Origin of the sequence: Brevibacterium sediminis (genome assembly GCF_013623905.1) — a bacterium.
GTDB classification, from domain to species: Bacteria; Actinomycetota; Actinomycetes; order Actinomycetales; family Brevibacteriaceae; genus Brevibacterium; species Brevibacterium sediminis.
The window spans coordinates 84,081-108,535 of the sequence record NZ_JABKDD010000004.1 but is presented as its reverse complement, the minus strand read 5'-3'; the positions used below and the strand labels follow the sequence as shown (position 1 = coordinate 108,535).

General features: G+C 65.3%; 27 protein-coding genes. 14 read left to right on the top strand and 13 right to left on the bottom strand.

Translation table 11 applies throughout. The features are described from left to right. Nucleotides 1–278 precede the first annotated feature (278 nt). From paaA to HK108_RS08105, 9 genes are all read left to right on the top strand, one after another. Nucleotides 279–1,313 (top strand): 1,2-phenylacetyl-CoA epoxidase subunit PaaA, encoded by a 1,035-nt coding sequence (paaA, locus tag HK108_RS08145; protein ID WP_229664028.1) that lies wholly within the window; start codon nt 279–281, stop codon nt 1,311–1,313. Then, entirely contained in the window at nt 1,310–1,651 is a 342-nt protein-coding gene (paaB, locus tag HK108_RS08140; RefSeq protein WP_139467750.1) for a 1,2-phenylacetyl-CoA epoxidase subunit PaaB, read from the top strand. Before paaA ends, paaB begins: the two co-directional genes overlap by 4 nt. 13 nt (nt 1,652–1,664) lie before the next feature. Next, nucleotides 1,665–2,645, top strand: a complete 981-nt coding sequence (gene paaC, locus HK108_RS08135) for a 1,2-phenylacetyl-CoA epoxidase subunit PaaC (RefSeq protein ID WP_139467751.1) — start codon at nt 1,665–1,667, stop codon at nt 2,643–2,645. Nucleotides 2,646–2,650: 5 nt separating this feature from the next. Further along, nucleotides 2,651–3,196 carry a 1,2-phenylacetyl-CoA epoxidase subunit PaaD gene (paaD, locus tag HK108_RS08130; RefSeq protein ID WP_139467886.1) on the top strand — a complete coding sequence of 182 codons (546 nt, stop codon included), beginning with the start codon at nt 2,651–2,653 and terminating at the stop codon, nt 3,194–3,196. Continuing rightward, a complete protein-coding gene (paaE, locus tag HK108_RS08125) occupies nt 3,196–4,314 on the top strand; it encodes a 1,2-phenylacetyl-CoA epoxidase subunit PaaE (protein ID WP_181271111.1) in 1,119 nt (372 codons plus the stop codon). Before paaD ends, paaE begins: the two co-directional genes overlap by 1 nt. Nucleotides 4,315–4,405: 91 nt before the next feature. Further along, nucleotides 4,406–5,569: a thiolase family protein gene (locus tag HK108_RS08120; protein ID WP_181271110.1), complete on the top strand. Its 1,164-nt coding sequence runs from the start codon at nt 4,406–4,408 to the stop codon at nt 5,567–5,569. Then, nucleotides 5,566–6,477, top strand: a complete 912-nt coding sequence (locus HK108_RS08115; RefSeq protein ID WP_229664030.1) for an enoyl-CoA hydratase/isomerase family protein — start codon at nt 5,566–5,568, stop codon at nt 6,475–6,477. Before HK108_RS08120 ends, HK108_RS08115 begins: the two co-directional genes overlap by 4 nt. After that, nucleotides 6,474–7,343, top strand: a complete 870-nt coding sequence (locus HK108_RS08110) for a 3-hydroxyacyl-CoA dehydrogenase family protein (RefSeq protein ID WP_181271109.1) — start codon at nt 6,474–6,476, stop codon at nt 7,341–7,343. The genes HK108_RS08115 and HK108_RS08110 overlap by 4 nt, the downstream gene beginning before the upstream one ends. Before the next feature lie 64 nt (nt 7,344–7,407). Further along, complete coding sequence (locus HK108_RS08105; protein WP_139467755.1) at nt 7,408–8,184, top strand: enoyl-CoA hydratase/isomerase family protein; 777 nt, start codon at nt 7,408–7,410, stop codon at nt 8,182–8,184. On the opposite strand, the gene HK108_RS08100 is transcribed toward HK108_RS08105, so the two are convergent. From HK108_RS08100 to HK108_RS08070, 7 genes are all read right to left on the bottom strand, one after another. After that, nucleotides 8,181–8,930, bottom strand: coding sequence for a TVP38/TMEM64 family protein (locus tag HK108_RS08100; RefSeq protein ID WP_139467756.1), 750 nt, complete (start codon nt 8,928–8,930; stop codon nt 8,181–8,183). The two genes, HK108_RS08105 and HK108_RS08100, sit on opposite strands and share 4 nt — an antisense overlap. A 45-nt stretch (nt 8,931–8,975) precedes the next feature. Further along, nucleotides 8,976–10,451, bottom strand: coding sequence for a S1C family serine protease (locus tag HK108_RS08095; RefSeq protein WP_181271108.1), 1,476 nt, complete (start codon nt 10,449–10,451; stop codon nt 8,976–8,978). A 133-nt stretch (nt 10,452–10,584) separates the two neighbouring features. Next, nucleotides 10,585–11,193 carry a DUF998 domain-containing protein gene (locus tag HK108_RS08090; protein ID WP_139467758.1) on the bottom strand — a complete coding sequence of 203 codons (609 nt, stop codon included), beginning with the start codon at nt 11,191–11,193 and terminating at the stop codon, nt 10,585–10,587. Then, on the bottom strand, nt 11,190–11,627 hold the full coding sequence (locus HK108_RS08085) for a MarR family winged helix-turn-helix transcriptional regulator (RefSeq protein WP_139467759.1): 438 nt from the start codon (nt 11,625–11,627) through the stop codon (nt 11,190–11,192). The genes HK108_RS08090 and HK108_RS08085 overlap by 4 nt, the downstream gene beginning before the upstream one ends. A gap of 270 nt (nt 11,628–11,897) precedes the next feature. Further along, nucleotides 11,898–12,068 carry a hypothetical protein gene (locus HK108_RS08080; RefSeq protein ID WP_172172908.1) on the bottom strand — a complete coding sequence of 57 codons (171 nt, stop codon included), beginning with the start codon at nt 12,066–12,068 and terminating at the stop codon, nt 11,898–11,900. 15 nt (nt 12,069–12,083) lie between these two features. Next, entirely contained in the window at nt 12,084–13,454 is a 1,371-nt protein-coding gene (locus tag HK108_RS08075) for an L-lactate MFS transporter (RefSeq protein WP_139467760.1), read from the bottom strand. Between the two features lie 204 nt (nt 13,455–13,658). Beyond that, nucleotides 13,659–14,444, bottom strand: a complete 786-nt coding sequence (locus tag HK108_RS08070) for a SurA N-terminal domain-containing protein (RefSeq protein ID WP_229664031.1) — start codon at nt 14,442–14,444, stop codon at nt 13,659–13,661. A gap of 248 nt (nt 14,445–14,692) precedes the next feature. Between HK108_RS08070 and HK108_RS08065 the strand changes: the two genes are divergently transcribed. Then, a complete protein-coding gene (locus tag HK108_RS08065) occupies nt 14,693–15,049 on the top strand; it encodes a VOC family protein (protein ID WP_181271107.1) in 357 nt (118 codons plus the stop codon). Here HK108_RS08065 and HK108_RS08060 read toward each other — a convergent pair. Beyond that, nucleotides 15,030–16,205: an epoxide hydrolase family protein gene (locus HK108_RS08060; protein WP_181271106.1), complete on the bottom strand. Its 1,176-nt coding sequence runs from the start codon at nt 16,203–16,205 to the stop codon at nt 15,030–15,032. The genes HK108_RS08065 and HK108_RS08060 overlap by 20 nt on opposite strands. Nucleotides 16,206–16,269: 64 nt before the next feature. Then, on the bottom strand, nt 16,270–17,052 hold the full coding sequence (locus HK108_RS08055; protein ID WP_139467763.1) for an NAD(P)H-dependent oxidoreductase: 783 nt from the start codon (nt 17,050–17,052) through the stop codon (nt 16,270–16,272). A 67-nt stretch (nt 17,053–17,119) separates the two neighbouring features. On the opposite strand from HK108_RS08055, the gene HK108_RS08050 reads away from it, so the two are divergent. After that, on the top strand, nt 17,120–17,455 hold the full coding sequence (locus HK108_RS08050; protein ID WP_181271105.1) for a winged helix-turn-helix transcriptional regulator: 336 nt from the start codon (nt 17,120–17,122) through the stop codon (nt 17,453–17,455). 86 nt (nt 17,456–17,541) lie between these two features. Here the strand turns inward: HK108_RS08050 and HK108_RS08045 are convergent, their stop codons facing one another. Both HK108_RS08045 and HK108_RS08040 read right to left on the bottom strand, forming a co-directional pair. After that, entirely contained in the window at nt 17,542–18,180 is a 639-nt protein-coding gene (locus HK108_RS08045) for a haloacid dehalogenase-like hydrolase (RefSeq protein ID WP_181271104.1), read from the bottom strand. Nucleotides 18,181–18,234: 54 nt separating this feature from the next. Continuing rightward, nucleotides 18,235–18,792, bottom strand: a complete 558-nt coding sequence (locus HK108_RS08040; protein WP_139467764.1) for a dihydrofolate reductase family protein — start codon at nt 18,790–18,792, stop codon at nt 18,235–18,237. A gap of 159 nt (nt 18,793–18,951) precedes the next feature. On the opposite strand from HK108_RS08040, the gene HK108_RS08035 reads away from it, so the two are divergent. Beyond that, nucleotides 18,952–20,151, top strand: a complete 1,200-nt coding sequence (locus HK108_RS08035; RefSeq protein ID WP_172172898.1) for a M20 metallopeptidase family protein — start codon at nt 18,952–18,954, stop codon at nt 20,149–20,151. Nucleotides 20,152–20,266: 115 nt separating this feature from the next. On the opposite strand, the gene HK108_RS08030 is transcribed toward HK108_RS08035, so the two are convergent. Next, nucleotides 20,267–22,009 (bottom strand): BCCT family transporter, encoded by a 1,743-nt coding sequence (locus tag HK108_RS08030; RefSeq protein WP_181271103.1) that lies wholly within the window; start codon nt 22,007–22,009, stop codon nt 20,267–20,269. 74 nt (nt 22,010–22,083) lie between these two features. Then, a complete protein-coding gene (locus tag HK108_RS08025) occupies nt 22,084–23,046 on the bottom strand; it encodes a flavin reductase (protein WP_139467767.1) in 963 nt (320 codons plus the stop codon). Nucleotides 23,047–23,188: 142 nt separating this feature from the next. Between HK108_RS08025 and HK108_RS08020 the strand changes: the two genes are divergently transcribed. Together HK108_RS08020 and HK108_RS08015 are read left to right on the top strand one after the other, a co-directional pair. After that, a complete protein-coding gene (locus tag HK108_RS08020; protein ID WP_139467768.1) occupies nt 23,189–23,899 on the top strand; it encodes an amino acid synthesis family protein in 711 nt (236 codons plus the stop codon). Continuing rightward, the gene (locus HK108_RS08015) at nt 23,896–24,447 is read left to right on the top strand and encodes an amino acid synthesis family protein (protein ID WP_181271102.1); all 552 of its coding nucleotides are present in this window, start codon (nt 23,896–23,898) and stop codon (nt 24,445–24,447) included. Before HK108_RS08020 ends, HK108_RS08015 begins: the two co-directional genes overlap by 4 nt. Nucleotides 24,448–24,455 lie beyond the last annotated feature (8 nt).

The window sequence follows — 24,455 nt, the reverse complement described above, 5'->3', positions numbered from 1 at the left end:
GCTATCGGACATCTTCCGGCGCTGAAAGTATCTGATGCTGACCTATATTCGGCGGGCGACGCGGCAGGACGGCGGGGGTGAGTGGCTCCTTCGCGTGGGCGGCACGGCATTGCACCCGGGCCGGGGGTGTGCGACACTGGTGGCAACAATACAGAACAAATGGTCAGTAAATGGATGCCCTCGGGCCAGAGGTCTTACGATGGTCGGACCGATGAGGAGGTCGGCAGCCGCTGACCGAGCCGGGTCCTGACAAGGGCACATCCAAGGGTGGAGTGGTCATGACAACTCAAGTGAACGACAACCGCTTCGACGAGGCGCAGCTGCAGGAACAGTTCGACGCCACGATCGAGGCCAAGGATCGGATCGAACCCCGGGACTGGATGCCCGAGGCCTACCGCAAGACGCTCATCCGCCAGGTCGCGCAGCACGCGCACTCGGAGATCATCGGCATGCAGCCCGAAGGCAACTGGATCTCCCGCGCGCCCTCCCTGCGTCGCAAGGCGATCCTGCTGGCGAAGGTCCAGGACGAAGCCGGACACGGCCTCTACCTCTACTCGGCCGCCGAGACCCTGGGCGCCACGCGCAACGAGCTCACCGAGAAGCTCGTCGCCGGCAAGCAGAAGTACTCCTCGATCTTCAACTACCCGACCCTGTCCTACACGGATGTCGGCACGATCGGCTGGCTCGTCGACGGGGCGGCCATCTGCAACCAGGTGCCGCTGTGCCGGACCTCCTTCGGCCCCTACGGCCGCGCGATGATCCGCATCTGCAAGGAAGAGTCCTTCCACCAGCGCCAGGGCTACGAGCTGCTGATGACGATGATGCGCGGCACCGACGCTCAGCGCGAGATGGTCCAGGAATCGGTCAACCGCTTCTGGTGGCCGGCGCTGATGATGTTCGGACCTCCCGACGACAACTCGCCGAATACCGAGCAGTCGATGGCCTGGGGCATCAAGACCCACACCAACGACGAGCTGCGCCAGAAGTTCGTCGACATGTCCGTCCCGCAGGCCGAAGCCCTCGGCGTGACGTTCCCCGATGAGAACCTCAAATGGAACGAAGAGCGCGGACACTACGACTTCTCCACCCCGAACTGGGACGAGTTCTGGGCCGTCGTCAAGGGAGACGGACCCTGCAACGAACAGCGCCTCAATCACCGCAAGCGCGCCTGGGACGAAGGAGCGTGGGTGCGCGAAGCAGCGCTCGCCTTCGCCGAGAACCAGACCGCCGAGGCGGCCGCCACCCCGACCGCGGCCGGTGCGACTCCCGCTGCCGGAGTTGACACCACCACCCCCGAGGAGACAGCGAAATGACCGAGACCAACTCCGGCCCCACCTCGGCGAAGGATGAATCCGCTGCGGGCTCGACCCGCGGCGAATGGCCGCTGTACGAGGTCTTCGTGCGCGGCAAGCGCGGACTCAACCACGTCCACGTCGGATCCCTGCACGCCGCCGACGACCAGATGGCCGTCCACCATGCCCGCGACGTCTACACCCGACGCAACGAAGGCGTGAGCATCTGGGTCGTCCGCGCCTCCGACATCACGGCCTCGAGCCCGGACGAGAAGGACCCGATGTTCGCCCCCAGCGGCGACAAGGTCTACCGCCACCCCACCTTCTACGACATCCCCGCCGATGTCCCCCATATGTGAGAAGGGGCGAGAGATGACTGCGAACAACGAACCCACCATCCACGTCGAACACGACGAAGCCGGCACGAACGTCGATCACGGCGACCACGACAACGCGTACTCCGGTCTGCTCGTCAACGACGCGAACTGGGCCTTCGGCACCGACTTCGAAGACCCCCTGGCCGGCGTCGACACGACCGTGCCCGACGGCGTCGACGCCAAGGACCTCGGCGCGTACTGCCTCATGCTCGGCGACGACGCCCTCGTCTTCAGCCAGCGGATCTCCGAATGGTGCTCGAACGCCCCTGACCTCGAAGAGGACATCGCGCTGGCGAACATCGCCCTCGACCTCCTCGGGCAGGCTCGTCTCCTGCTCGCCCGCGCCGCCGCAGCCGATCCGGAGCTCGTCCCTGAACTCCCCGAAGGCTCCCCGGTCCCCGATGAGGACCGTCTCGCGTTCTTCCGCAACGACTTGGGCTTCCGCAATGTCCGCCTCGCCGAGGTGCCCAATGGCGACTTCGCCGAGGCGGTCGCGAAGATCCTCATCTACTCCACCTGGCGCCTGTCGATCTTCGAACGCCTCACCGACAGCCGCGACACCGTGCTCGCGGCCATCGCGGCCAAGGGCGTGAAGGAGATGTCCTACCACCGCGACTTCGCCGGACGCTGGGTCGTGACCCTGGCCCGCGGCACCGAGGAATCGAAGTCCCGCCTGGTCACCGCGCTGAACGGCCTGTGGCCGCTGTGGTCCGAGCTCTTCGAGACCCATCCGGTCGAGACTGCCGTGGCCGAGGCCGGAATCGGCGTCGACCCCGCGACCGTGGCCGATGAGGCATCCGTCATCCTCGACCAGGTGTTCGCCGCAGCCGGAATCGACCGGCCCGAACGCGGCGGACTGGCCGGAGTCGGCGTCCACGGCGGCAAGGGCCGCGACGGACTCCACACCGAGGCCCTGTCGAAGCTGCTCGCCGAGATGCAGGTCGTCGCCCGGGAGCACCCGGAGGGTCAGTGGTGACCGCCATGCTCGAGACCTACCCGACCGACACCCGTACAGCAGACATCACCGACGCCGAGGCGATCGACCGTGCCTGGGCCGCCGCCGAACGCGTGACCGACCCCGAGATGCCGATGCTCACCCTCCTCGACCTCGGAGTTCTGCGCGACGTCACGATTGAGAACGGCCACGTCGTCACCACCATCACCCCCACCTATTCGGGCTGCCCGGCGATGGCGACGATGCGCGATGACCTGCAGCGCGAACTCCTCGAGGCCGGCTTCCCCGACGCCGAGGTGCGCGTGTCCCTGACACCCGCCTGGACGAGCGACTGGATCACCGAACGCGGCAGACAAGCACTCAAGGACGCCGGAATCTCCCCACCAGGGTCCGCCCCAGTCCGCACCGGCCCCGTGGCGCTGACCCTCATGCCCACCCGCCGCGCCGTGACCTGCGTGCTGTGCGGATCCGACAACGTCCGCCTGTCCTCCGAGTTCGGCGCGACCGCGTGCAAGGCGATGTACCAGTGCAACGACTGCCTCGAACCGTTCGACCATGTGAAGGAGATCTGATGACACAGACGATCGATCAGACCGCCGAGGCGGCTCCCGCCACCGAGCCCGCCGACGGACGCTCCCGGTCGGCTTTCTACCCACTCACCGTGAAGTCCGTCGACCACCTCACCGAGGATTCGGCCGCAGTGACTTTCGACGTGCCGGCCGAATACAGCGAACTCTTCGACTTCGCCGCCGGACAGTCCCTGACCCTGCGACGCATCATCGACGGCCAGGAGCACCGCCGCACCTATTCGATCTGCGCCCCGGCGGGAACCGCCCCGCGCATCGGTGTCCGCGAAGTCCCCGAAGGGCTCTTCTCCCTGTGGCTGGTCAACGAGGTCCGAGCCGGCGACACCATCGAGGTGCAGCCGCCCTCGGGCAGCTTCCGCGCCGACGCCTCCGCCGGCGGCCGGCACCTGTGCATCGCGGCGGGTTCGGGAATCACCCCGATGCTCTCCATCGCCTCGACCGTGCTGTCCAACCCCGACGCCTCGGTGACCCTGCTCTACGGCAACCGGCACACGAACACCGTGATGTTCGCCGAGGAGCTCGCCGACCTCAAGGACGCCCGCAACCAACAGCTCGACCTCGTCCACGTCCTCTCCCGCGAACCCCGCGATGTCGAGCTCTTCTCCGGCCGCCTCGACGCGGAGAAGCTGCGGGATCTGCTCACCGCCATCGTCCCGATCGGCAGCATGGACCATGTGTGGCTGTGCGGCCCCTTCGGCATGCTCGAAGACGCCCGCAAGGTCCTCGCCGAATTCGACGTGCCGAAGGAGAAGATCCACTTCGAGCTCTTCTACGTCGACGAACCCCCACCGGAGGTCGTCCACGCGGACAAGGTCGTCGAAGGGGCCACCAGCGACGTTACGGTCATCCTCGACGGGAAGCGCTCCACCTCGGCGATGTCGCAGGGCAAGACCATCCTCGATTCCGCACAGGAATCCCGGTCCGATCTGCCGTTCGCCTGCAAGGGCGGCGTCTGCGGAACCTGCCGCGCGAAGATCTGCGGCGGCGAAGTCAACATGGTCCGCAACTACGCCCTCGAGGACGCCGAGGTCGAAGCGAACTTCGTCCTCACCTGCCAGACGTTCCCCGTCAGCGACGAGGTCACGGTCGACTTCGACTCCTGAGCGTCCCGAACCCCAGCGGGCGCGGGCCCGCACACCAACGGGTGCAAGCCCGTACCATGTCACCTACCCGAACTCTTCAGCGAGGAGACCCATGCCCGAGGCATTCATTCTGGACGGACTGCGCACCCCCATCGGACGCTACGGGGGTGCACTGGCCGACCAGCGGCCCGACGACCTCGTGGCGACCACGATGAAGACCGTCGTCGAGCGGGCGGGCATCGACCCGACCGATATCGACGAGGTGATCCTCGGCTCGGCGAACCAGGCCGGTGAGGACAACCGGAACATCGCGCGCATGGCCGTGCTCCTGGCCGGACTGCCCGAATCCGTGCCCGGGTTCACCGTCAACCGTCTGTGCGCCTCGGGGATGACCGCGATCACGACGGCACGGGCGATGATCGCCGCGGGAGATGCCGATGTGGTCGTGGCGGGCGGAGTCGAATCGATGACTCGAGCCCCGTGGGTGAGCGAGAAGCCCTCGCGTGCGTGGTCGAAGCCGGGCCGGACCTGGGACACCTCCATCGGCTGGCGGTTCACGAACCCCGCCTTCGGTGAAGACACGACTCTGTCGATGCCGCAGACGGCCGAACGCGTCGCCGAGAAGTGGCAGCTGAGCCGTGAGGCCCTCGACGAATTCGCCTATCAGTCCCATCAGAAGGCGCTCGCCGCGCAGAACGCCGGCAGCTTCGATCCGGAGATCCTGCCCATCGGAGAAATCACCGCCGATGAGGGTCCGCGCGATTCGACGTTGGAGAAGCTCGGCAAGCTGCGCCCCATCCACGGACCCGGGGGCGTCATCACCGCCGGAAACTCCTCCTCGCTCAATGACGGTGCCGCCGTCGTCGTGCTCGTGTCCGAGGACTATGCGAACAAGCACGGACTCACCCCGCGCGCCCGGATCGTCGCCGGTGCCAATGCCGGTGTGTCCCCGGAGATCATGGGCATCGGACCCGTCCCCGCGACCCGGAAGGTGCTCGAGCGCACCGGGTGGAAGGTCGGCGAACTCGAGGCTGTCGAACTCAATGAGGCCTTCGCCTCCCAGTCGCTGGCGTGCATGGGCGACCTCGGCCTCGACCCGGAGACCGTCAACGGCTTCGGCGGAGCGATCGCGCTCGGCCACCCGCTGGGCTGCTCGGGCACCCGCATCACTCTGACCCTGCTCAACCGCCTGGAGCAGGCCGGGGCGAAGAAGGGACTGGCGACCATGTGCGTGGGCGTCGGCCAGGGTTCGGCGCTGCTGCTGGAGCGCGTGTGAGCGCCGGCGGCACCGGCGGGGACACGAACGGCGCACCCGGCGTGAACGATTCCGCCTCCCCGCTGCTCATCGAACGCCATTCCGACCGCACGATCATCCGCCTCAACCGGCCGGAGGTCCGCAACGCCATCGACCAGTCGATGGTCGATGCCCTCCACGCGGTGTGTGCCGAACTCGAGGCCGAACCGAAGGTCGCGATCCTCACCGGCACCTCCGGCATCTTCGCCGCAGGTGCCGATATCTCGCAGCTGCGCAATCGTCGCCGCGATGATGCCCTGGCCGGGATCAACTCGAAGATCTTCTCCCGCATCCAGGAACTGCCGATGCCGGTCATCGCGCTCGTTGAGGGATTCGCCCTCGGCGGCGGAGCCGAGCTCGCCTTCGCCGCGGACTTCCGCATCGGGACCCCGTCGACGAAGATCGGCAACCCGGAGACCGGTCTGGGCATCCTCGCCGCCGCCGGAGCCGCCTGGCGTCTGCGCGAACTCGTCGGCGAGCCCCGCGCCAAGGAGATCCTCCTGGCCGGACGCACCCTGCAGGCCGACGAAGCCAAGGCCATCGGTCTGCTCAACGACGTCGTCGATCCCGAGGACCTCGAACTCGCCGGTCAGGCACTGGCCGATCGGATTGCGAGCTTCGCACCCCTGGCCGTGCGGCTGAGCAAATCGGCGTTCCACGCGCCGCGTGAAGCGCATCCGCTCATCGACAATGTGGCCCAGGCCGTGCTGTTCGAAACCGAGGAGAAGTTCGCCCGCATGGATGCGTTCCTGTCCAAGCGCGAGGCCAAGAAGGCGAAGAAGACAGCCGAGCAGGAAGCGGCCGAGCGCGCACGCGCCGAGGCCGTGACCACCGAAGCGATCGACCAGCAGCGCGATTCGCGCACCCGAGAAGAAGGCGACAACGCATGAGCGACACCACTGACACCCCCACCGAGGCGGCCCCCACCACCGCCCGCGTCCCCGATGTCGTCGGCGTCTTCGGAGGCGGTCGGATGGGTGCCGGAATCGCGCATGCCTTCGCCACCGCCGGTGCCCGAGTCATCGTCATCGAGAACACCGACGACACCGTGGCCGCAGCCCGGGAACGCATCGACGCGTCGACGAGTAAGTCACGGTCCAAGGGCATCGAGGTGCCCGGAACCGTCGTCGTCGACCGTGATCCCACCCTGCTCGACGAGGCTCTCCTCGTCGTCGAAGCCGTGCCCGAGATCGTCGAACTCAAACAGGAGGTCCTTGCGACCATCGCGAAGCACGCTCCTGCTGCGAGCATCGGCACGAACACCTCGGCGCTGTCGATCGACGAGCTCGCCGCAGCCCTGCCGCGGCCGCAGGCGCTCATCGGCCTGCACTTCTTCAACCCGGTGCCCGTGTCCGAACTCGTCGAGGTCGTCGTCGGCACCCACACCGATCCCAAGCTCGTCGACGTCGCCAAGGAATGGGTGACGGGTCTGGGGAAGACTGCGATCACGGTGAAGGACTCGCCCGGATTCGCCTCCTCCCGCCTCGGCGTGGCTCTCGCTTTGGAAGCGATGCGGATGGTCGAAGACGGCGTCGCCAGTGCGGAGGACATCGACCGGGCCATGACCCTTGGCTACCGGCATCCGGCCGGGCCGCTGAAGACGACGGACATCGTCGGCCTCGATGTGCGCCTCGGCATCGCCGAGCACCTCGCAGCGGAGATCGGTGAGCGCTTCACACCCCCGCAGATACTGAAGGACAAGGTCGCCGCCGGTGAACTCGGCCGCAAGACCGGACAGGGTTTCTACACCTGGTGACCACGGGCGTCCGCCCGGCGGGCACCGGCCGCACCACACTGACAGGACACGCAAAGGAGCATCCATGACCGAGATCCAACTGAAGAACCGCGGCCCGATCGCCGAGCTCGTCCTCGACGGACCCGAGTCCCGCAACGCCCTCGACGCGGACAACCTCCGCGACATCGCGGCCGCCGTGGCCAAGGTCGCCGAGGCGGTCCCGAACGTCCGCGTGCTCCTCATCCGCGGAGAGGGCAAGGTCTTCTGCTCCGGTCGCGATATCGCGAACGTCGACGTCGAGACGGATGACGCCCACGCCTTCCTCGCCGAGATCTTCGCCCCCGTCTTCCAGGCGATCAGGGCGCTGCCGATCCCCGTGATCGCCCAGGTCCAGGGGGCGGCCCTCGGGCTCGGGTACGGGGTCGCGGCGGCAGCCGACATCATCTTCGCCGCCGATGATGCGAAGTTCGGGTCCCCGTTCGCCGCAATCGGTGCGATGCTCGATTCCGGCGCCCACCACGTGTTCCTCGACCGGGTCGGCTATCACCGGACGATGGATCTTATCGTCACCGGTGATTTCATGACCGGCGCCGAGGCGGCCGCCACCGGGATCGTCTCCCGTGCGGTTCCCGCCGTGGAACTGACCGACTTCGTCGAATCGAAGCTGGAGAAGATCGTCACCGGACCGGCCGAGGCCTTCGCGATGGAGAAGGGCTTCGTGCAGAAGCTCGCCGACGAACGCCCGAATCTCGCCGAGGTGCTCGCCCAAGAGGCGGCCCTGCAGGAATCGGCGCGGCAGACCCCGGACTACGCCGAAGGGTTCACGGCGTTCCAGGAGCGTCGAAAGCCGAACTTCGACTAAGACTCAGGAACTTCAGGCGTCTCTGCCTGTGCGTGTTCGGCGTCTCGGGTGCGCTTCCAGCGGCGCATCGTGATGATCGTCAGCGTGATGACCAGTGCCCAGGAGATGCCCACGCCGATGCCGTTGAGGACATTCGGCTCCCCGATGAAGGCGCCGACGGCCACGAGGGAGAGCTGACCCGGCAGGGACGAGATGATGGTGGCGCTGAGGAATGTGCGGTTGTCGATGCCCAGTGCTCCGCTGCCGTAGTTGACCGGCCAATACGGGAACCCGGGCATGAGGCGCAGGGTGCACACTGCGTAGAAGCCGCCGCCGGTGAGCTTGGATTCGATCGTCTCGGCATGGGAGCCGAGCAGCCGCAGCACGGTGTCCCGGCCGAGCGCTCGAGCGATCCAGTAGCCGATCCAGCATCCCGCGACGACTCCGACCATCGACAGAATGGTGCCGAACGGCAGCCCGTAGATGAGTCCTCCGGCGGTGGCCATGATCGTCACGGGGATCGGGGTGGCGGCGACGGCCATGTAGATGAGGACGAAGACGGCGAAGCCCCAGAATCCGGCGGCCGCGATATCGGCTTGCAGCACGTCGACCGAGGGCAGCCGAACATTGAAGACCGCCCATACTCCGGCCAGAACGACGAGGGCGAGAGCGATATTGCGCAGGATCGTCGGCCAGTCGAGGCGCCAATGGCCCGACCGGGGGCGGTGCGACCACTCCGCGGGCGAGGCGTCTTCGTGTCCGGGCATGGCCCGATCTTACGTCTCGCCCGGGGTGGTTGGGCAATCTCCGGCTCAGGCTGCGGGGCCCTCGGTCAGAGTCACCTTCGCGCTGTGGGTCTGACCGTTGGCGTCCGTCCAACTCAGCGACACGGTGTCACCGGGCTTGTGCTCGGCGATGGCCGAGGAGAGGCCGGTGCCGTCGGTGATCTGGGTCGAGCCGATCCGTGTGATCGTGTCTCCGGCGGTCAGTCCCGCCTCGGCGGCGGGGGTGTCCTCATAGACTCCGGCGACGACTGCTCCTTCGGCCTGCGACGACGAGCCCGACTGGCTCGGCTGACCTGACTGGCCGTTCGAACTGCCGTCTCCTGGCTGGATCGACTGGCTGCCCTGGCCCGACTGGCTCGACTGCCCGTTCTGCGAATCCTGTTGGACCCCGATGCCGAGGAACGCCGGATAGCCGAGGGTGTTCGTGCTCGTCTGCTCGCCGTCGATGATCGACTCGGCCGTGGACAGCGCCGACTCGATCGGGATGGCGAAGCCGGTGACCGTGGCCGATCCCGACGAGGCCGCGGTATTCATGCCGACGACCTCGCCTTCGTCATCGAGCAGGGCCCCACCCGAATCGCCCGAGACGATATCGGCCTGGACCTGGATCATATTGTTCAGCGTCTCCGAATCCTCGGAGCCCTGAGCGGTGGTGGTGACGGAGGCGCCGAGGTCGGTGACCGTGCCGTCGGCGGCCTGCAGCTGTCCCTGTCCCTCGGAATTGCCGACGGCGGTGACGTCGTCACCGACCGTGACCGAGTCGTCATCGACCGTGGCCGGCTGCAGGTCCGAGGCGCCCTTGAGCTGGAGCACGGCGACGTCCTCCGTCGAATCGGAGCCGACGACGGAGGCCTCGTAGGTCTTGCCGGTGGTGGCTACGGTGACGGAGATCTTCGTCGAATCGGCGATGACGTGGTTGTTCGTCAGCACGAGACCGTCCTTGCTCAGCACGATGCCGGTGCCGGCCGCCTCGGCGTTCTCATAGCCGAGCTCGGTGTCGATGAGGACGACGCCGGTCGACTCCTTCTCACTCGCCGGGCTGGCCTCCTGCTGGGAAGAGCCGTCGCTGCCCTGGCCGGTGTCAGGGGACTGCGAGCCGCCGCCGGGAGCGGTGCCTCCGCCGTAGCTGCCTTGGCCGCCGTTTCCCTGTCCGAAGTTCGGGGACTGTGTTCCGTCCTGACCGCTGCCCCCTTGGCTGTTGCTGTTCTGCCCGCTGCCCTGGCTGGGGTCGGTCGGCTGCCCGGTGAAGGGGATGGCTGACTCGGTGGTCACGCCCGCGACCGTGCGGGCATGGGCCGCCGCGGCGCCCGGCAGGCCTGCAGTCGTTCCGATGCTCAGCGCCAGCGCCGCTGCCGCTCCGGTGACGGCCAGGGCGAGTCGACGCCTCCGGGGGCGGGATCGGGTGACGGATGCTGCCGTCGTCTCGGTGCCGAATGCGTTCTCACCGTTGTACCCAGCGCCGGTCGCCATCTGTGCTGACCTCATGCGCTTCGACTCGTTCATGGTCTGTGCCTTTCTCCGTTCTGCGGAAGTGCTCTGTGATTCCTATTGAGTACCCGCACGCTGTGGCCAAGCTGTGGCGCAGCTGGAGCGAAGCTTCGACTTTGTCAGTCGAGGGCTGAGAGGGTTGAGCCGATCAGCCGGCGATGACGATGATGCCGATCGCGGCGCCGATGTAGAAGAGGTTGACCGAGAGGATGAAGATGCGTTCGGCGATGCCGAAGAACTTCGGGCGCAGGGGCTTGATGATGAGCACGGCGACGCTGACGATGAGGGACACGAGTGCGAACCACGAGATCACCTGGAGGAGCTGTGCCAAGGGTGCCGGTCCCTCGGCGATGAAGAGTCGCACGAAGTTGCCCATGCAGGCGTAGCTGAGGGCGAACCAGGCGATAGCCATGAGATAGTGCAGTCGCCCGATCGTGGTCAGCTTCTCGCCTTCCAGATCGGTGGGGACGAAGGGCAGGGCGAGGAAGATCATCGCGAGGACCGCGAGGGCGATGCTGACGAACGTCGAATCCTCCCAATCCGGCAAGCCGACGACGACCGCCGCGGCGAGCAATCCCCAGAACGGCACCGTCACCCAGGTCATCGCGCTGCTCAGGCGCCGGGTTGAACCGACCGCATAGTCGCTGACGGCGTGGCTGACGATCGAGTACTCGCTCTTGACGAGGTGGAGAGCGATGAAGAGGGCGAGCCGAGCCAATCCGCAGGCGGCCGCGAGGGCGGCGAGGATGAGGGTCATGAGTGGTCCTTCGGGGTCTCGGAGCGGATGGTGCGGACCTCGTCGTGGAGGTCGCGGATCGTGGAGGCCAGAGAGTTCGGGTCGATGCCGATCGCTCGGGCATTGTCGTCGAGGGAGTGTCCGAGCAGGCGTGCGCAGTGCCCGCTTTTGTCTTCCCCCGCCGAGGTGAGGCGCAGTTCCCTACGATTGCCGGATCCCGGAGTCGCGCCGTTGGTGATGAGGCCGTCGGTCAGCAAGGCTTTGACGATCCCGGATCCGGCCGCCTCGGTGACGCCGAGTGATTTAGAGAGCGTGCGCCCGGTGATGTCGGGGTGCTGGCCGAGGATGACGAGGGCGACGTACTGGTTGTAGGTCAGTCCCTCGGGGCGCAGCATCTGCTCCGCCCACCGGTCGAGTGTGCGGACCAGGTCGTGGAGTTCATGAGCGAGATCCATGCTGTAAGTTAAGCACTTAAGTTAGTCGGTGGCAAGGGGCCGGCGAAGATTCTTCACTGAGGGGGAGGAAGACGGTCGGGGGTCACAGCAGGGCTGTCCACGGCCGGTCCGACCATGACTGAAGACGACCGAACCCCGGCAGAACCATGGTTCTGCCGGGGATCGGAAGGGGGCCCGCGTCGAGGACGGCGGGTGGGCGGCTGCGTAGGGGCCGCCTCGGCGAGGTGAGGATGGGGAACCGCCTTGACGGGGATCCTGTCTGAGGGAGTCTCAGCCGGTGAAGATCGCGACGGCCTTGACCACGGTCAGAGACAGGCCCCAGAGGAGGCCGCCGACCACGACAACGGTGAGGACGGAGCCGACGGCCTTATAGGCGCCGCCGACGGGGGACTGCGGCGATCCGGAGTCGGGGACGTGGGCTACGGGGGTGGAATCGTTCATGATCTGACCCTTCCTTCAGTTCTCTTCGAGGGCGGCGGCCTGCTTGGCGGCGACGTCCTCTTCACGTTCGAAGTATTTCTCGCTGACCGGGCGGACGAGCACATTGGCGATGAAGCCGATGACCAGCGCGCCGACCATGATGAACATTCCCGGAGTGTAGAGCTCGGGGCCTTCCTTCCCTGCCGCCTCGCCGGCCTCGACGACGGAGTTGACGATGAGCGGACCGGCCACACCGGCCGCCGACCAGGCGGTGAGCAGGGCACCGTGGATGGCTCCGACCTGGTAGACGCCGAAGAGGTCCTTGAGGTAGGCGGGGATCGTGGCGAACCCGCCGCCGTAGAAGGAGATGATGATGAGGGTGGCGAGCACGAAGAGGAAGATCGAGCCGCCGCCGAAGAGGGCGACGACGAGGTAGAGGATCGCACCGACGCCGAGGTACATCATGTAGTTGTTCTTTCGACCCAGGTAGTCCGAGGTCGTCGACCAGATGAACCGGCCGCCCATATTGCCGATCGAGAGCAGACCGACGAAGCCGGCCGCTGCGGCCGCGGTGATGCCGAAGTAGGACTGGATCATCGGGGCGGCGTTCTCGAGGATGCCGATGCCCGCGGTGACGTTGAGGAACAGGACGACCCACAGCAGCCAGAACTGCGGTGTGCGGATGGCATTGCGGACCGAGACGTTGCCCTTCGTCTGCATCGGCTTCGCCTTGACCTTCGAGGGGTCGAAGCCCTTCGGGGTCCATTCGGGGTGGGGGACGCGGATGACGAAGGCACCGGCGGCGATGACGACGGCATAGACGATGCCGAGGGTGACGAAGGTCGGGGTCAGACCGGCGACGAGGTGTTCCGGGTCGGAGCCGCCGCCGAAGAGGGCCATGAGCTGGTTCGACATCGGGCTGGCGATGAGGGCACCGCCGCCGAAGCCCATGATGGCCAGTCCCGTGGCCAGGCCCGGACGGTCAGGGAACCATTTCATCAGGGTCGAGACCGGGGAGATGTAGCCGATGCCCAGACCGATTCCGCCGATGACTCCGTAGCCGAGGTAGACCAGCCACAGCTGCCCGGTCATGATGCCGAGCGAGGCGATGAAGAAGCCGACGACCCAGCAGGTTCCGGCGGCAACCATCGAGGCGCGGGGGCCGTTCTTCTCCACCCAGGGGCCGAAGACGGCAGAGGAGATGCCGAGCATGAGAATCGCGATCGAGAAGATCCAGCCGATCGAGACCTCACCGGCGTCGAAGTGCGACATGAAGGGGATCTTGAAGACGCTGAATGCGTAGACCTGGCCGATGCACAGGTGGATGGCCAGAGCGGCCGGTGGGATCAGCCACCGGTTGAAGTTCTTCGGCGCGACGATCGCCGAGCGCGTGAGAATGGAAGCCACGGGAAGTCCTTTTCTGCAGTGGAACTCGTGTCACCGTCGACACCGGTCAGCGGACGGCAGGTGCGGCCGGCGGTCAGTTGACCGACCGGAGAGTCCACCTCAGAGTAAGTTCCACACAAGAGAAATGCGAGGAACACTCAGCATTTTCTTGAGAAAAGGCGGCAATTTCTTGCCAAGTGGGATGTCGTCCGTGGCTCTCGGGGCTCAGAGGTGGATCGTGACGTCGGCCTGCTTACGCAGCTTCTTCGCGAATTTCTGCGTCGCTTCCTGAGACTTCTGGTTCTTCACCTGTTCCTTGAGCTGGGGACGCATGTCCTCGATCGGCGGCATCTCCTGCTGGCCCTGGCCGCCCTGCTGCGCCATCTGCTCCTGCTGGGACTTCGCCTGTTCGTAGGCCTGCCCGATCTCTTCGCCGCTGACCTCGAACTCACCGTATTCGTCCTCGACGAGGCCCTCGATCTTCAGCTGGTTCTTCAGCTCCGAGCGGACGTTCTCCTCGTCCATGCCCTGGTCCTTCATGGCTTTGAGGAAGTCCTTCTCGCTCATCTGTCCCGATTTCGCGGATTCCTTGAGCCCCTTGTCGATGTCCTTGTCCGAGACGTCGATATTGCGCTTGTCGGCTTCCTGGACGAGCACTTCGGTGCTCACAAGGTTCTCGACCGTCTGCTTCTTCAGGCCCTTCTCATCGACCGGCTGACCGGACTGCTGAGCCTGCATCTGCATCTGCTGATACTGGGTTTCGAAGAGGGGAACGAAGTCGTCCTTGAGGATCTTCTCGCCGTTAACCTCGGCGACGACCTTCGGAATGTCCTTCGTGTTCGGTTTGCCCTGCTGGCCCTGTTGGTCCTGAGCAGAGTCGGCGCCGGGGGACTGTTCGGCCGCGGCCGAGGACTCCTTCGGCTTTGCTTCGTCGCCCTGACTGCCGCAGGCGGCCAACGCCACCACGGATACGGACATGGCCAGGCCCAGCAGCCACCGGTTCGTTCGCACATTCACTCCTGCTCATCGGTTTCAGCCTGCCAGGCTAACAGTGCCGACTCCCCGAAGAATGTGTGGAGTATGTGCGTCGCTTGGCAAGGACGATTGCGGTCGGCAGGATCGGGGAGGCCCCGGGTATCTTCTGTTCGTCTCGGATTCGTCGATCGGGCACTGACGGTCGGCCGCCTCGGCGGATACACTGCGGCTATCGGAATCGCACGGAGCACGGTCCGTGCCATCCGCAGCGAAGGGAGTTGGCCATGGAATCGACGTTTCGCGGAGTGTTCCTCACCTGCACAGACGCCGAGGCGACCGCCGCCTTCTATCGCGAGATCGCGGGGCTGCCGCTGACGATCGAGGGCGATGAGGAGTACTCCTACTTCGTCGTCGAGGCCGGGGGAGTGCAGGTGGCTCTGCACTCGGCCGAGGCGTTCGCCGACTATGCGTTCCCGCCGGTGACGGAGTCGAATCTCACGCACCTGTACTTCCGGATCCCGGATCAGGCGGAGTTCCTCGAACGGATCAAGAACGCGGGCACTCCGCTCGTGGCGGTCGACGATGTCGTCGTCACGGTCGAGGACCCCGACGGCCGGAAAGTCATGTTCGGCACGGCGTGAGGATTGCCGTCAGACCGGCCCTGAGGTCAGCGAGGAACTCGTGCGGTGCTTCGAGGGACGGGAAGTGTCCGCCTTTCGGGGCCGCCTGCCAGCGGACGATGCGCCGGTAGCGATGCTGTGACAATTCGCGCGGATACCTTTCGATATCGCAGGGGTACATCGTGATAGCCGTGCGAACGTCGACTCGCAGATCGGGGTCGAGGGAGTCGTGGCTTTCGAAGTAGATGCGCGCCGAGGAGGCACCGGTGCGCATCAGCCAGTACAGAGAGACGTTGTCGAGCAGTCGGTCCCGTGAGATCTTCTCGAAGGGGCTGTCGCGGGTGTCCGTCCATTCGGCGAATTTGTCGAGGATCCACGCCAGTTGTCCGACCGGCGAGTCGACGAGGCCGTATCCGATGGTCTGTGGGCGGGTGGCCTGCTGATGGGCATATGCGGCCCGATTGGCCCAGAAGTCTGCAGCGTCTTCGGCCCATGCGCGCTCGCTTGCTGTCAGCTCGTCGAGTGATGCGTCGGGGACGCCAGGGGCGTAGGTGGTGTGGATTCCGATGAGATGGTCGGGGAAGCGTCCGCCGAGGATCGTGGTGATCACCCCTCCCCAGTCACCGCCGAAGGCTGCGAAGCGGTCGTAACCGAGCCTGCTCATGAGCGTCACCCAGGCTTCGGCGATCTTCTCCGTCGACCAGCCGGTGCTGCTCGGCTTGTCGCTGAATCCGAAACCCGGCAGTGAGGGAACGACGCAGTGGAACGCCGGTGCCTCGGGATCGGTCGGTTCGGCTAGTTCGTCGATGACATCGACGTATTCGGCGATGCTGCCGGGCCACCCATGGGTGAGGACCAACGGGGTTGCGTTGGGTCGCGAGGACCGGCGGTGGAGGAAGTGGATTCCGAGTCCGTCGATGACGGTGCGGAACTGGCCGATCTCGTTGAGCCGAGTCTCGAAGTTTCGCCACGAATAGTCGGTTCGCCAGTAGTCCACGAGGTCGACGAGGTCGGTGAGCGGGACACCCTGGGACCACCGGCCAGGTCCCGGTGCCGGTATCTGGCTCGCGACGGTCTCTGCTTCGGGCAGGCGGGCAGTGGCGAGTCTGCGGTTGAGGTCATCGATTTCGGACTGCGGGAGGTGGAGGTCGAAGGGTACGACGGCACTTGTGCTCATGGGTTCGGTGGGCCTTTCGATAGTGCGACGGACGACGGGCGGCGGATCTGTATTGAGCGTCCGGTCAGCAGGCGGTGTGGATCCGCAGCCCGTGCTCTCCGGGGCGCAGGTGGGGCGCGAGTTCCCAGTCGGTGGTGTACTCGCCGGTGAACTGCGGCCGGTAGGGGATCGTCGGGGCAGTGAAGAGCTCGCTGAGGCGGTCGGTGAGGCGGGTGCGGATCGGTGTGAAGTCGTCGATACGGTCGGCGCTGGGAATGGCTAACGGTTCGAGCACGCTCATGCCGGTGTAGGCGAAGGTTCCGTGGAGGAGGCCGAAGAGGAGTTCGTTGAGCTCACCGGACTTCCCGCGGGGGCCGATGGCGTGCGGACGATCTCCAAGTGTGGTGATGACGAGTGCGCGTTTGCCGGTGAAGGGGCCCTGTTCGAAGCGGAGTCGCCGTCCGGTGGCCTCGTCGGTTCCGAAGGCGAAGCCGCTGACGAAGACTCGGTCGAACCAGCCTTTGAGGATTGCCGGCATTCCGTACCACCACAGCGGGAACTGGACGACGAGCGCATCTGCCCGTCGCAGCTTCTCCTGTTCGCGAACGATCGCGTCAGGTTGGGTGCCGGTGAGGTGCGCAGTGCGGGTGTCGGCACTGATGCGGAACCGATCCGATGAGGGGATGCCGGCATCGCGAGGGCGAAGCACCGGGTCCCATTCCATGGCATAGAGATCGGATTCGAAGACGGTGTGGCCGAGTGTGCGCAGATGCTCGATTCCGATCGTGCGCAAGCTTCCGTTGAGCGAACGTGGTTCGGGGTGGGCGCTCAACCAGAGGACGGTCGAACGGGTGTCATCGTATTGCATGTCTCCATCGTGGGCGCTTAGAGTACGAGCGTCTAGTACGGACATTTCTGTCCCTATGGAGGTGCATATGCGGTTGCCGGTTCGGCGCGCGATGGAGGTATGCCCGGTCGAGGTGGCGGTCTCGGCGGTCGGCGGCACCTGGAAGCTCACTGTCGTCAAGCATCTGCTCGAGGGAACTCGCCGGTTCAACGAACTCGGGCGACTGGTGCCTTTGGCGAACACGAAGACTCTCACCAGGCAGCTGCGCGAGCTCGAGGAGGACGGTCTGGTTCTGCGCACCGTTTATCCGGAAGTGCCGCCGCGCGTCGAGTACTCACTGACCGATCTGGGACGCAGCCTTCAGCCGATCGTCGAGGCGATGAACGAGTGGGGCAAGGACTTCGAACGCACTCACGCGGACTGACCTATGAGCATACGGGCTGACTTGATCGCTGCCTGACGGAGCGTGCTGCTGGTCAGAGGCGAGGCGCTTTGGCACAGCCGTTCCGGTCACGATGCGTCGTGGATGCGGACTCCGCGCTCGCCGAATCGGCGGCGAGTGCGTTCGGAAGCGCCCACGAGCACAACTCGGGCCGCTGCCAGAGCGGTGGGCAGGTCGGTCAGCGAATCGGTGACGAATTCGGCCTCTTCGATGGGTTCTCCCAATTCGCGCAGGGCTTCGACCTTGCGAGCTCCGACACGATGATCGGCGACCTTGAGCCCGGAATCGGTGGCCGCGAGGAGGGATGCTGACAGCAGATCGTAAGGAATGTCCACGGCTGTGAGCAGGGCGTGGGCGAGGCGCCGCTCAGTGGCCGTGGCGATGACGATCCGTGATCCTTGTTCGTGCTGGCGGCGAATGCGCTGCACGGTGTCGCAGCGTATCCACTGAGCATCAGCGGCGAATTGTCGGCCGAGGCGTTCGGCTAGTTCCGTGTAGCTGTCGTCAGCCATCCCGGACAGTGCGATCTCTGCGATCCTGCGTGACGCCAGTGCCTTACGTTCGGAGAGTAGGAGCGCGGCCGCCGACAACGATCGAATCATGCGCAATGGTGAACGTACCAAGCGGCTCATGACGAGTGCGGAGAACGTGTCCTTGCGTGTGATGACACCATCGAGGTCGTAGACAACAAGCCCGGGCTGCTCCATGAGCAGAGACGGTACCAGCTCCTCGGCTCTGAGCTCAGGCGAGTTCGCCGCCGGTCAGGCGCTCGGTTCGTAGGCTGAATAGGTGATGCCGCTGGGGAAGGACTTCGCATCGATGAGTTTGAGGCGAGGCGGCCTGGCCGAATGTGCTCCGTCGTGAAAGTAACCGCGTCCGCGACCCTGCCATACCGGATAGGTGAACATCCGATACTCATCGACGAGTCCCTCCGCGATGAGTTCGTGGGCCAGGGTGATGCTGCCGGTGACGATGACATCGCGTCCCGGTGCCTCGCGCAGGTCAGCGACCGCGCGCAGCGGATCGGAGCTGATGATCTGTGTGTTCTGCCAGCCCGGTTCGGTCAACGTCGAAGACACGACGCGTTTGTCGACCTGATTGAGGTGGTCCGCGACTCCGGTGGTGTCATCGGTGGCGTTCGGCCAATAGCCGCGGAAGTCCTCGAAGGTCTGCCGACCGAGCAGCAGCACGTCCTCGTTCGCGGACTGCCGCATGAGTTCGGCCGAGAGCTCTTCGTCCTGGGCCTGCGGATCGAACCAGTCGTCGAGCATCTCGACACGACCGTCGAGGGTGATGTTCTGAGTAATGATGATGCGCACGCTCGGTCTCCTCGTTGAGTGACGTGGGTAATCAACATTACTTGCCCGTGCAGACCGGCAACAAGGGTGCGTTGACCACCGCAGGGCATAGATTGGTAACAGCAGCCGACCGGAACCGGTCGAACCGAACCGCACGCCACCCACACGATGAGGAGCCCCATGACCACCCCAGATTTCCGCACCGAAGCTCAGGGCCACCTCGGCGATCTCATTTCCCTGCGACGCAAGCTGCACGCGAACCCCGAACTGGGATTCGACCTTCCCTTCACGCAGCGGACGGTGCTCGATGAGCTCGCCGGGCTGGGACTTGAGATCACCACGGGGGAGTCGCTCACCTCGGTGGTGGCCGTCCTCAAGGGCGGGAAACCCGGGCCCGCGGTGCTGCTGCGCGGGGACATGGACGCGCTGCCGGTCGTCGAGGACACCGGCCTCGACTTCGCCTCTGAGAACGGGAATATGCACGCGTGCGGTCACGACCTGCACACGGCGGGACTCGTCGGTGCCGCACGCCTGCTCGCGGCTCACCGCGAGGAGATCCCCGGGTCGATCATCTTCATGTTCCAGCCCGCCGAAGAGGTCGAAGGCGGGGCCGAGCCGATGATCGCCGAGGGCGTGCTCGAGGCCGCCGGAGTCCCGGTCGTCGCGGCCTACGGCATCCACGTCGAAGCCGACGTTCGAGGTCGGTTCACGACGAAGGGCGGGCCGCTCATGGCCGGCTTCGCCGACCTCAACCTGACCATCCACGGGGCGGGCGGACACAGCAGCCAACCGCAGGCGACCCGCGACCCCGTGCCGGCGCTCGCCGAGGTGGTGCTGGCCCTGAACACGATGACCGGTCGGTCCTTCGACATCTTCGATCCCGTCGTCGTCTCGGTCACTCAGCTCGAAGCCGCGCAGGCCAGCAACGTCATCCCGGACTCGGCGAAGCTCACCGCCTCCATCCGCTTCCTCTCCGCCGAGTCTGTGGCCCTGCTGCAGGAGCGGGTGACGGAGATCGCCGAGAACATCGCCCGGGCTCACCGCTGCACCGCCGAGGTGGACTTCCAAGTGGGATTCCCCGTGACCGTGAACAACCCTGCCGAGTCGACGGTCGTGCTCGAGCGACTGGGCTCAGTATTCGGGTCCGAGCGGGTCGTCGAGATGGAGCATCCGCGGATGGGGTCGGAGGACTTCTCCTTCGTCTTGCAGAAGGTGCCGGGCACATTCGTGTTCCTGGGCGCGACGCCCGAGGGCATCGACCCGGACGCCGAGACGAACCATTCGCCGAGGGTGGTCTTCGACGACGGCCTGCTCGGCGATCAGGCCGCAGCGCTCGCCCACCTGGCGTTTGCGCGGCTGGAAGACGAGGAGAAGCGCTGACACCTCTGGCACAAAACAGTGGTCGCAATCGGATACTCAGGAGGTCGTCCTGAAAGTATCCGATTGCGACCACTGTTCGAGATTCCGTCTGAGGCGGTGGAGTCTGCCAGCGGGGTCAGTCGGCGGCGGGTGCCGGCTTGACGGCGGTGTCATCGATATCAACGGACTCTTCGCCGCGCGTGCCTGTCCCGCCAGTTTCGAGGTCCCGGCGCCGCACCGTGCGGTAAGCATCCATCGTCTGATCCTCGTGCAGCGTTTTGACGATGCAGTAGCCGAGCAGCGCCACGATGACCGCGAACGGCAGGGCGGAGAGCATCGCCGCTTGCTGCAGTGCCGCGAGTCCTCCGGCGAAGAAGAGGACCATCGCCGATGTTCCCGTGAGCGCACCCCAGACGGCGAGCACCCATCGGCTCGGCTCGAGCGTGCCGCGAGACGTGAGCATGCTGAGCACGAATGTGTTCGCATCCGCACCCGAGACGAAGTAGAGGACGACGAGAAGAATCGCGATCACCGAGGTGAGGCCCACCCAGGGCAGATGTTCGAGGGTCTCGAAGAACGCCGAATTCACATCTTCGGCCGCTGCCGCGCCGATCCCGCCATCACCGTCCATGTCGATCTTGATTGCGGTGCCTCCGAAGATCGTGAACCAGACGAAGAAGACAAGACTGGGAATGCCCATGACGCCGAGGACGAATTCGCGGACGGTCCGCCCCTTCGAGATCTTCGCGAGGAAGACGCCGACGAAAGCGCCCCAGCTCAGCCACCAGGCCATCATGAAGTAGGTCCAGTACTGGTACCACTCGACGTCACCCGAGACCAGCGGAGTGAGCAGGCTGACCTTGAAGAAGTCGTTGAGGTACTCACCCGTCGAGCGGAAGAAGAGGTTTCCGATGAACCCGGTCGGCCCGACGATGAGGACGAAGAGGCCGAGGAAGATCGAGAGCACGGCGGTCGTCTGGCTGAGGAACTTGATCCCGCGGTTGACTCCCGAGAGTGCCGAGAGCGTGAAGACCACCGTGATGCCGAGGATGATGATGATCTGAACGAATAGCTCGTTCGGGATTCCGAAGACTCGGTTGAGGCCCTCGCTGATCTGAGAGGCACCGAGGCCGAGCGACGTGGTCGTGCCGAACAGCGTGGCGATGACGGCGAGGATGTCGATGACATTTCCCAGCCAGCCGTCCATTGCCTTGCCGAACAGTGGCCGCAGCATCGGGGAGATCAGTCCGGTGTTGCCGCGCCGGTGAGTCGAGTAGGCGATGGCGAGGCCGAAGACACCGAACACGGCCCAGGCATGCGGTCCCCAGTCGAAGTAGGAGAACTGCAGAGCACGTACGGCGGCTTCGTTGGTGCCGGGGTCGGCGAGCCCATGCGGCGGGGTGGTGAAGTGGGTGATCGGTTCGGCCACACCGTAGCTGATGAGGCCGATGCCCATCACCGCGGAGAGAATCATCGTCAGCCAGGCCCAGGTGCTGTATTCGGGACGGTCATCATCGGCACCGAGGCGGACCCGGCCGAAACGACCGAAACCGAGGTAGACGAGGAGACCGATGCACCCGAGCGTCAGGACGAGATAGACCCATCCCACCTTCGCGGCGACGGCATCCATGGCAGTGGTCATCGCCGCAGCCATGCCGTCAGGGGAGAGGACTCCCCACAGCGTGAATGCGCCGACACCGAGGATCGAGATCCAGAAGACGCGTCCAGGTTGGTGTCGCATGGCATCGGCATAGCGTATGGCCGGACTCGGCCCTGTCAGCGAGTCGAGGCCGCTGCCGGGCAGCTGCGCGCGGCGGCGTCCGCTCCGTTCCCCACTGTCATCGTCAACGTCGGGATCGTGCTCGGGTTCGGAATACATCAGGACTCCACTTCTTCGTGTGTCGTAGGGAGAGGGGTTCGGGTGGTATTGGAATTCGCCAGGGCGGGACGAGATCAGTTGAGAGAGGTGAGATCTTCGCTGTCGAAGAAGCGACCGGCTTTGTAGATCATCGGCTCGTCCTCGGACGCCTCGGCACTGCGGACACGTCCGATGAAGACCGTGTGGGTCAGCGCTTGGAAGCGCTCCTTGATCTCGACTTCGATCGATGCTGCTGAGCCGTCGATGAGTGGAGAGCCGCTGGCTCCCTTGTGCCAGTCGAGCTCGGCGAACTTGTCTGCGGCTTTGGACGCGAACGTGCCGATGGTGTCCCGCTGATTCCGGCTCATGATGTTGATGCCCATGTGCGTTGAGCGGAAGAGCGCGGGATACGTCGACGAGGTCTTCTGTACGCAGACGAGCACGAGCGGCGGGTCGAGAGAGACCGAATTGTAGGAGTTGACCGCGAGGCCGCGCGGCTTGCCGTCCTCGTCTGTGGTGGTGACGACGGTGACGCCGGTGATGAACTGACGGTTGAAGGCCTTGAGGGCATCGGCCGAGGGCTCTCCGGAGAGGTCATCGGTGACGACTTCGGGTTGAGCCTCGAATGCCGAGGACAGGGACTTCAGGCCCAGATCGGCCAGGAGCTCGTGGGCATCCCAGGTGACCTCTTCGCGGGCGATCCGGCCCTCTTCGAGGCGGATGAGATTGGAACCGTGCGTCGTCACCGGCTGTCCTGTGGGCGGAACGTCGTTGAGCGGCTGGGTGAAAGTGCCCTCCGAGTGCCAGTAGATCGCGCCCTGGTCGCCTTCGATGAGGATGTGGTCGATCGTCGTTGTGAGGTCGGGGAAGGCGGCGCGGATCTCATTGATCTCGGCCTTCGTCTCCTCGGCGGTCATGGTCCGACCGGAGTTGGCTGACACTCGCTGGTAGTCGTCGGTGAAGAGCGAATCGAGCGCATCGGTGCGCCCGCTGTCCCAGGCCTCGTGCCACACTGCGCGGATTTCTGTCTTGAGCTGTTCAATCGTGATCTGTTGCATGCTAGATAGCGTAGATAGAGTGTGATGCATTCGTCAATAGATCGTGAAAAACTCGTAAAACGCGCAATCTAAGAGAGCTATTGACATGCTTCGATGCATGCAAGTAGATTCCTTGTATGCAACAAACTCGAGAGAAGGACGCATGACAACCACCCCGACACGGCTGCAGAAGCCGGGCCTCGGAGCACAGAAGCCCAGCCTCGATCGATTGAATGATTTCGATGAGCTGCCGGCTGATTTCGACGAGCTCGCCTGGCGTCTAGGTGTCCGATCGATCACCGTGCAGCGTGAAGAGATCATCGCCGACGGCGGAGCCTCGCCGGATGCCCCGTTGACGCAGGCGGCCGCCATCGCCGTGCTCGCCAATCCCTGGGCGGGCACGGACACGCAGGCCGATCTGGCGCCGGCTGCCGAACAGGTTGCACCGGTGCTCGCAAAAGTGCTCACCGACAGACTGCTTGACGCGCTCGGGCCGGCTTCTGCGATCGAGGCCTTCGGCAAGGGTGCCGTCGTCGGTGTCGATGGAGAACTTGAGCACGCTGGGGCTCTCATCCACACTCCGTACTTCGGCAATATCATGCGAGAGATGCTTGAAGGCACTTCTGTTCTCTGCTTCGCCGACGGTCGATCGGGTCCTTCGGCATCGATCAGGGTGCCGATGTGGCACAAGACCCACGCCACCTCGCGAGACCACTATCAGACCATCGACCTGCGACTCACAGATGCTCCGAAGGCTGACGAACTCTGTGTGATTGCGGCGGCCTCAACGGGGCCGAGGCCCTTCGCCCGCATCGGCGACCGTCGCACCGACGGTGCTGTGACCACCGAAATCCTGAAAGGACTGACGAAATGAATATTCGCAAGATCACGACGGTGACCGAAGAGATCCTGGCCGAAGGCGGACGGCGAACGGACCCCGTCATCACTGTGGCTGCCGTGGCGGCAGTCATCGAGAACCCTTGGCATGGGCAGGGCTTCGTTGAGGACCTCGGCTCGGGAATCGACGCGACGGCGAGCGAACTCGGCGCTGTTCTCGCTCCACGGGTCATGGAGGCTCTGGGCGGCACGCTCGAGGCCTATGGCAAGGCCGCGATCGTCGGACTCTCGGGAGAGATCGAGCACGGTTCGGCACTCATCCACACCCTCAAGTTCGGCAACCACTTCCGCGACGCCGCGCAGGCCTCGACTCTTCTGCCGGCTGTGGAGAAGCGCGGCGAGGCCGGAGCTGTCTTCGACATCCCTCTGAAGCACTTCACCGACGCGACGATCCGGTCTCACCACCAGACCTTCGAGTGGAGAGTCGCGGACGCTCCGCACCCCGGCGAGATCCTCATTGCACTCGCGGGCTCCACCGGCGGTCGCCCGCAGCAGCGACTCGCTTCGCTCTCGACCGAGCAGTAGGAAACGAG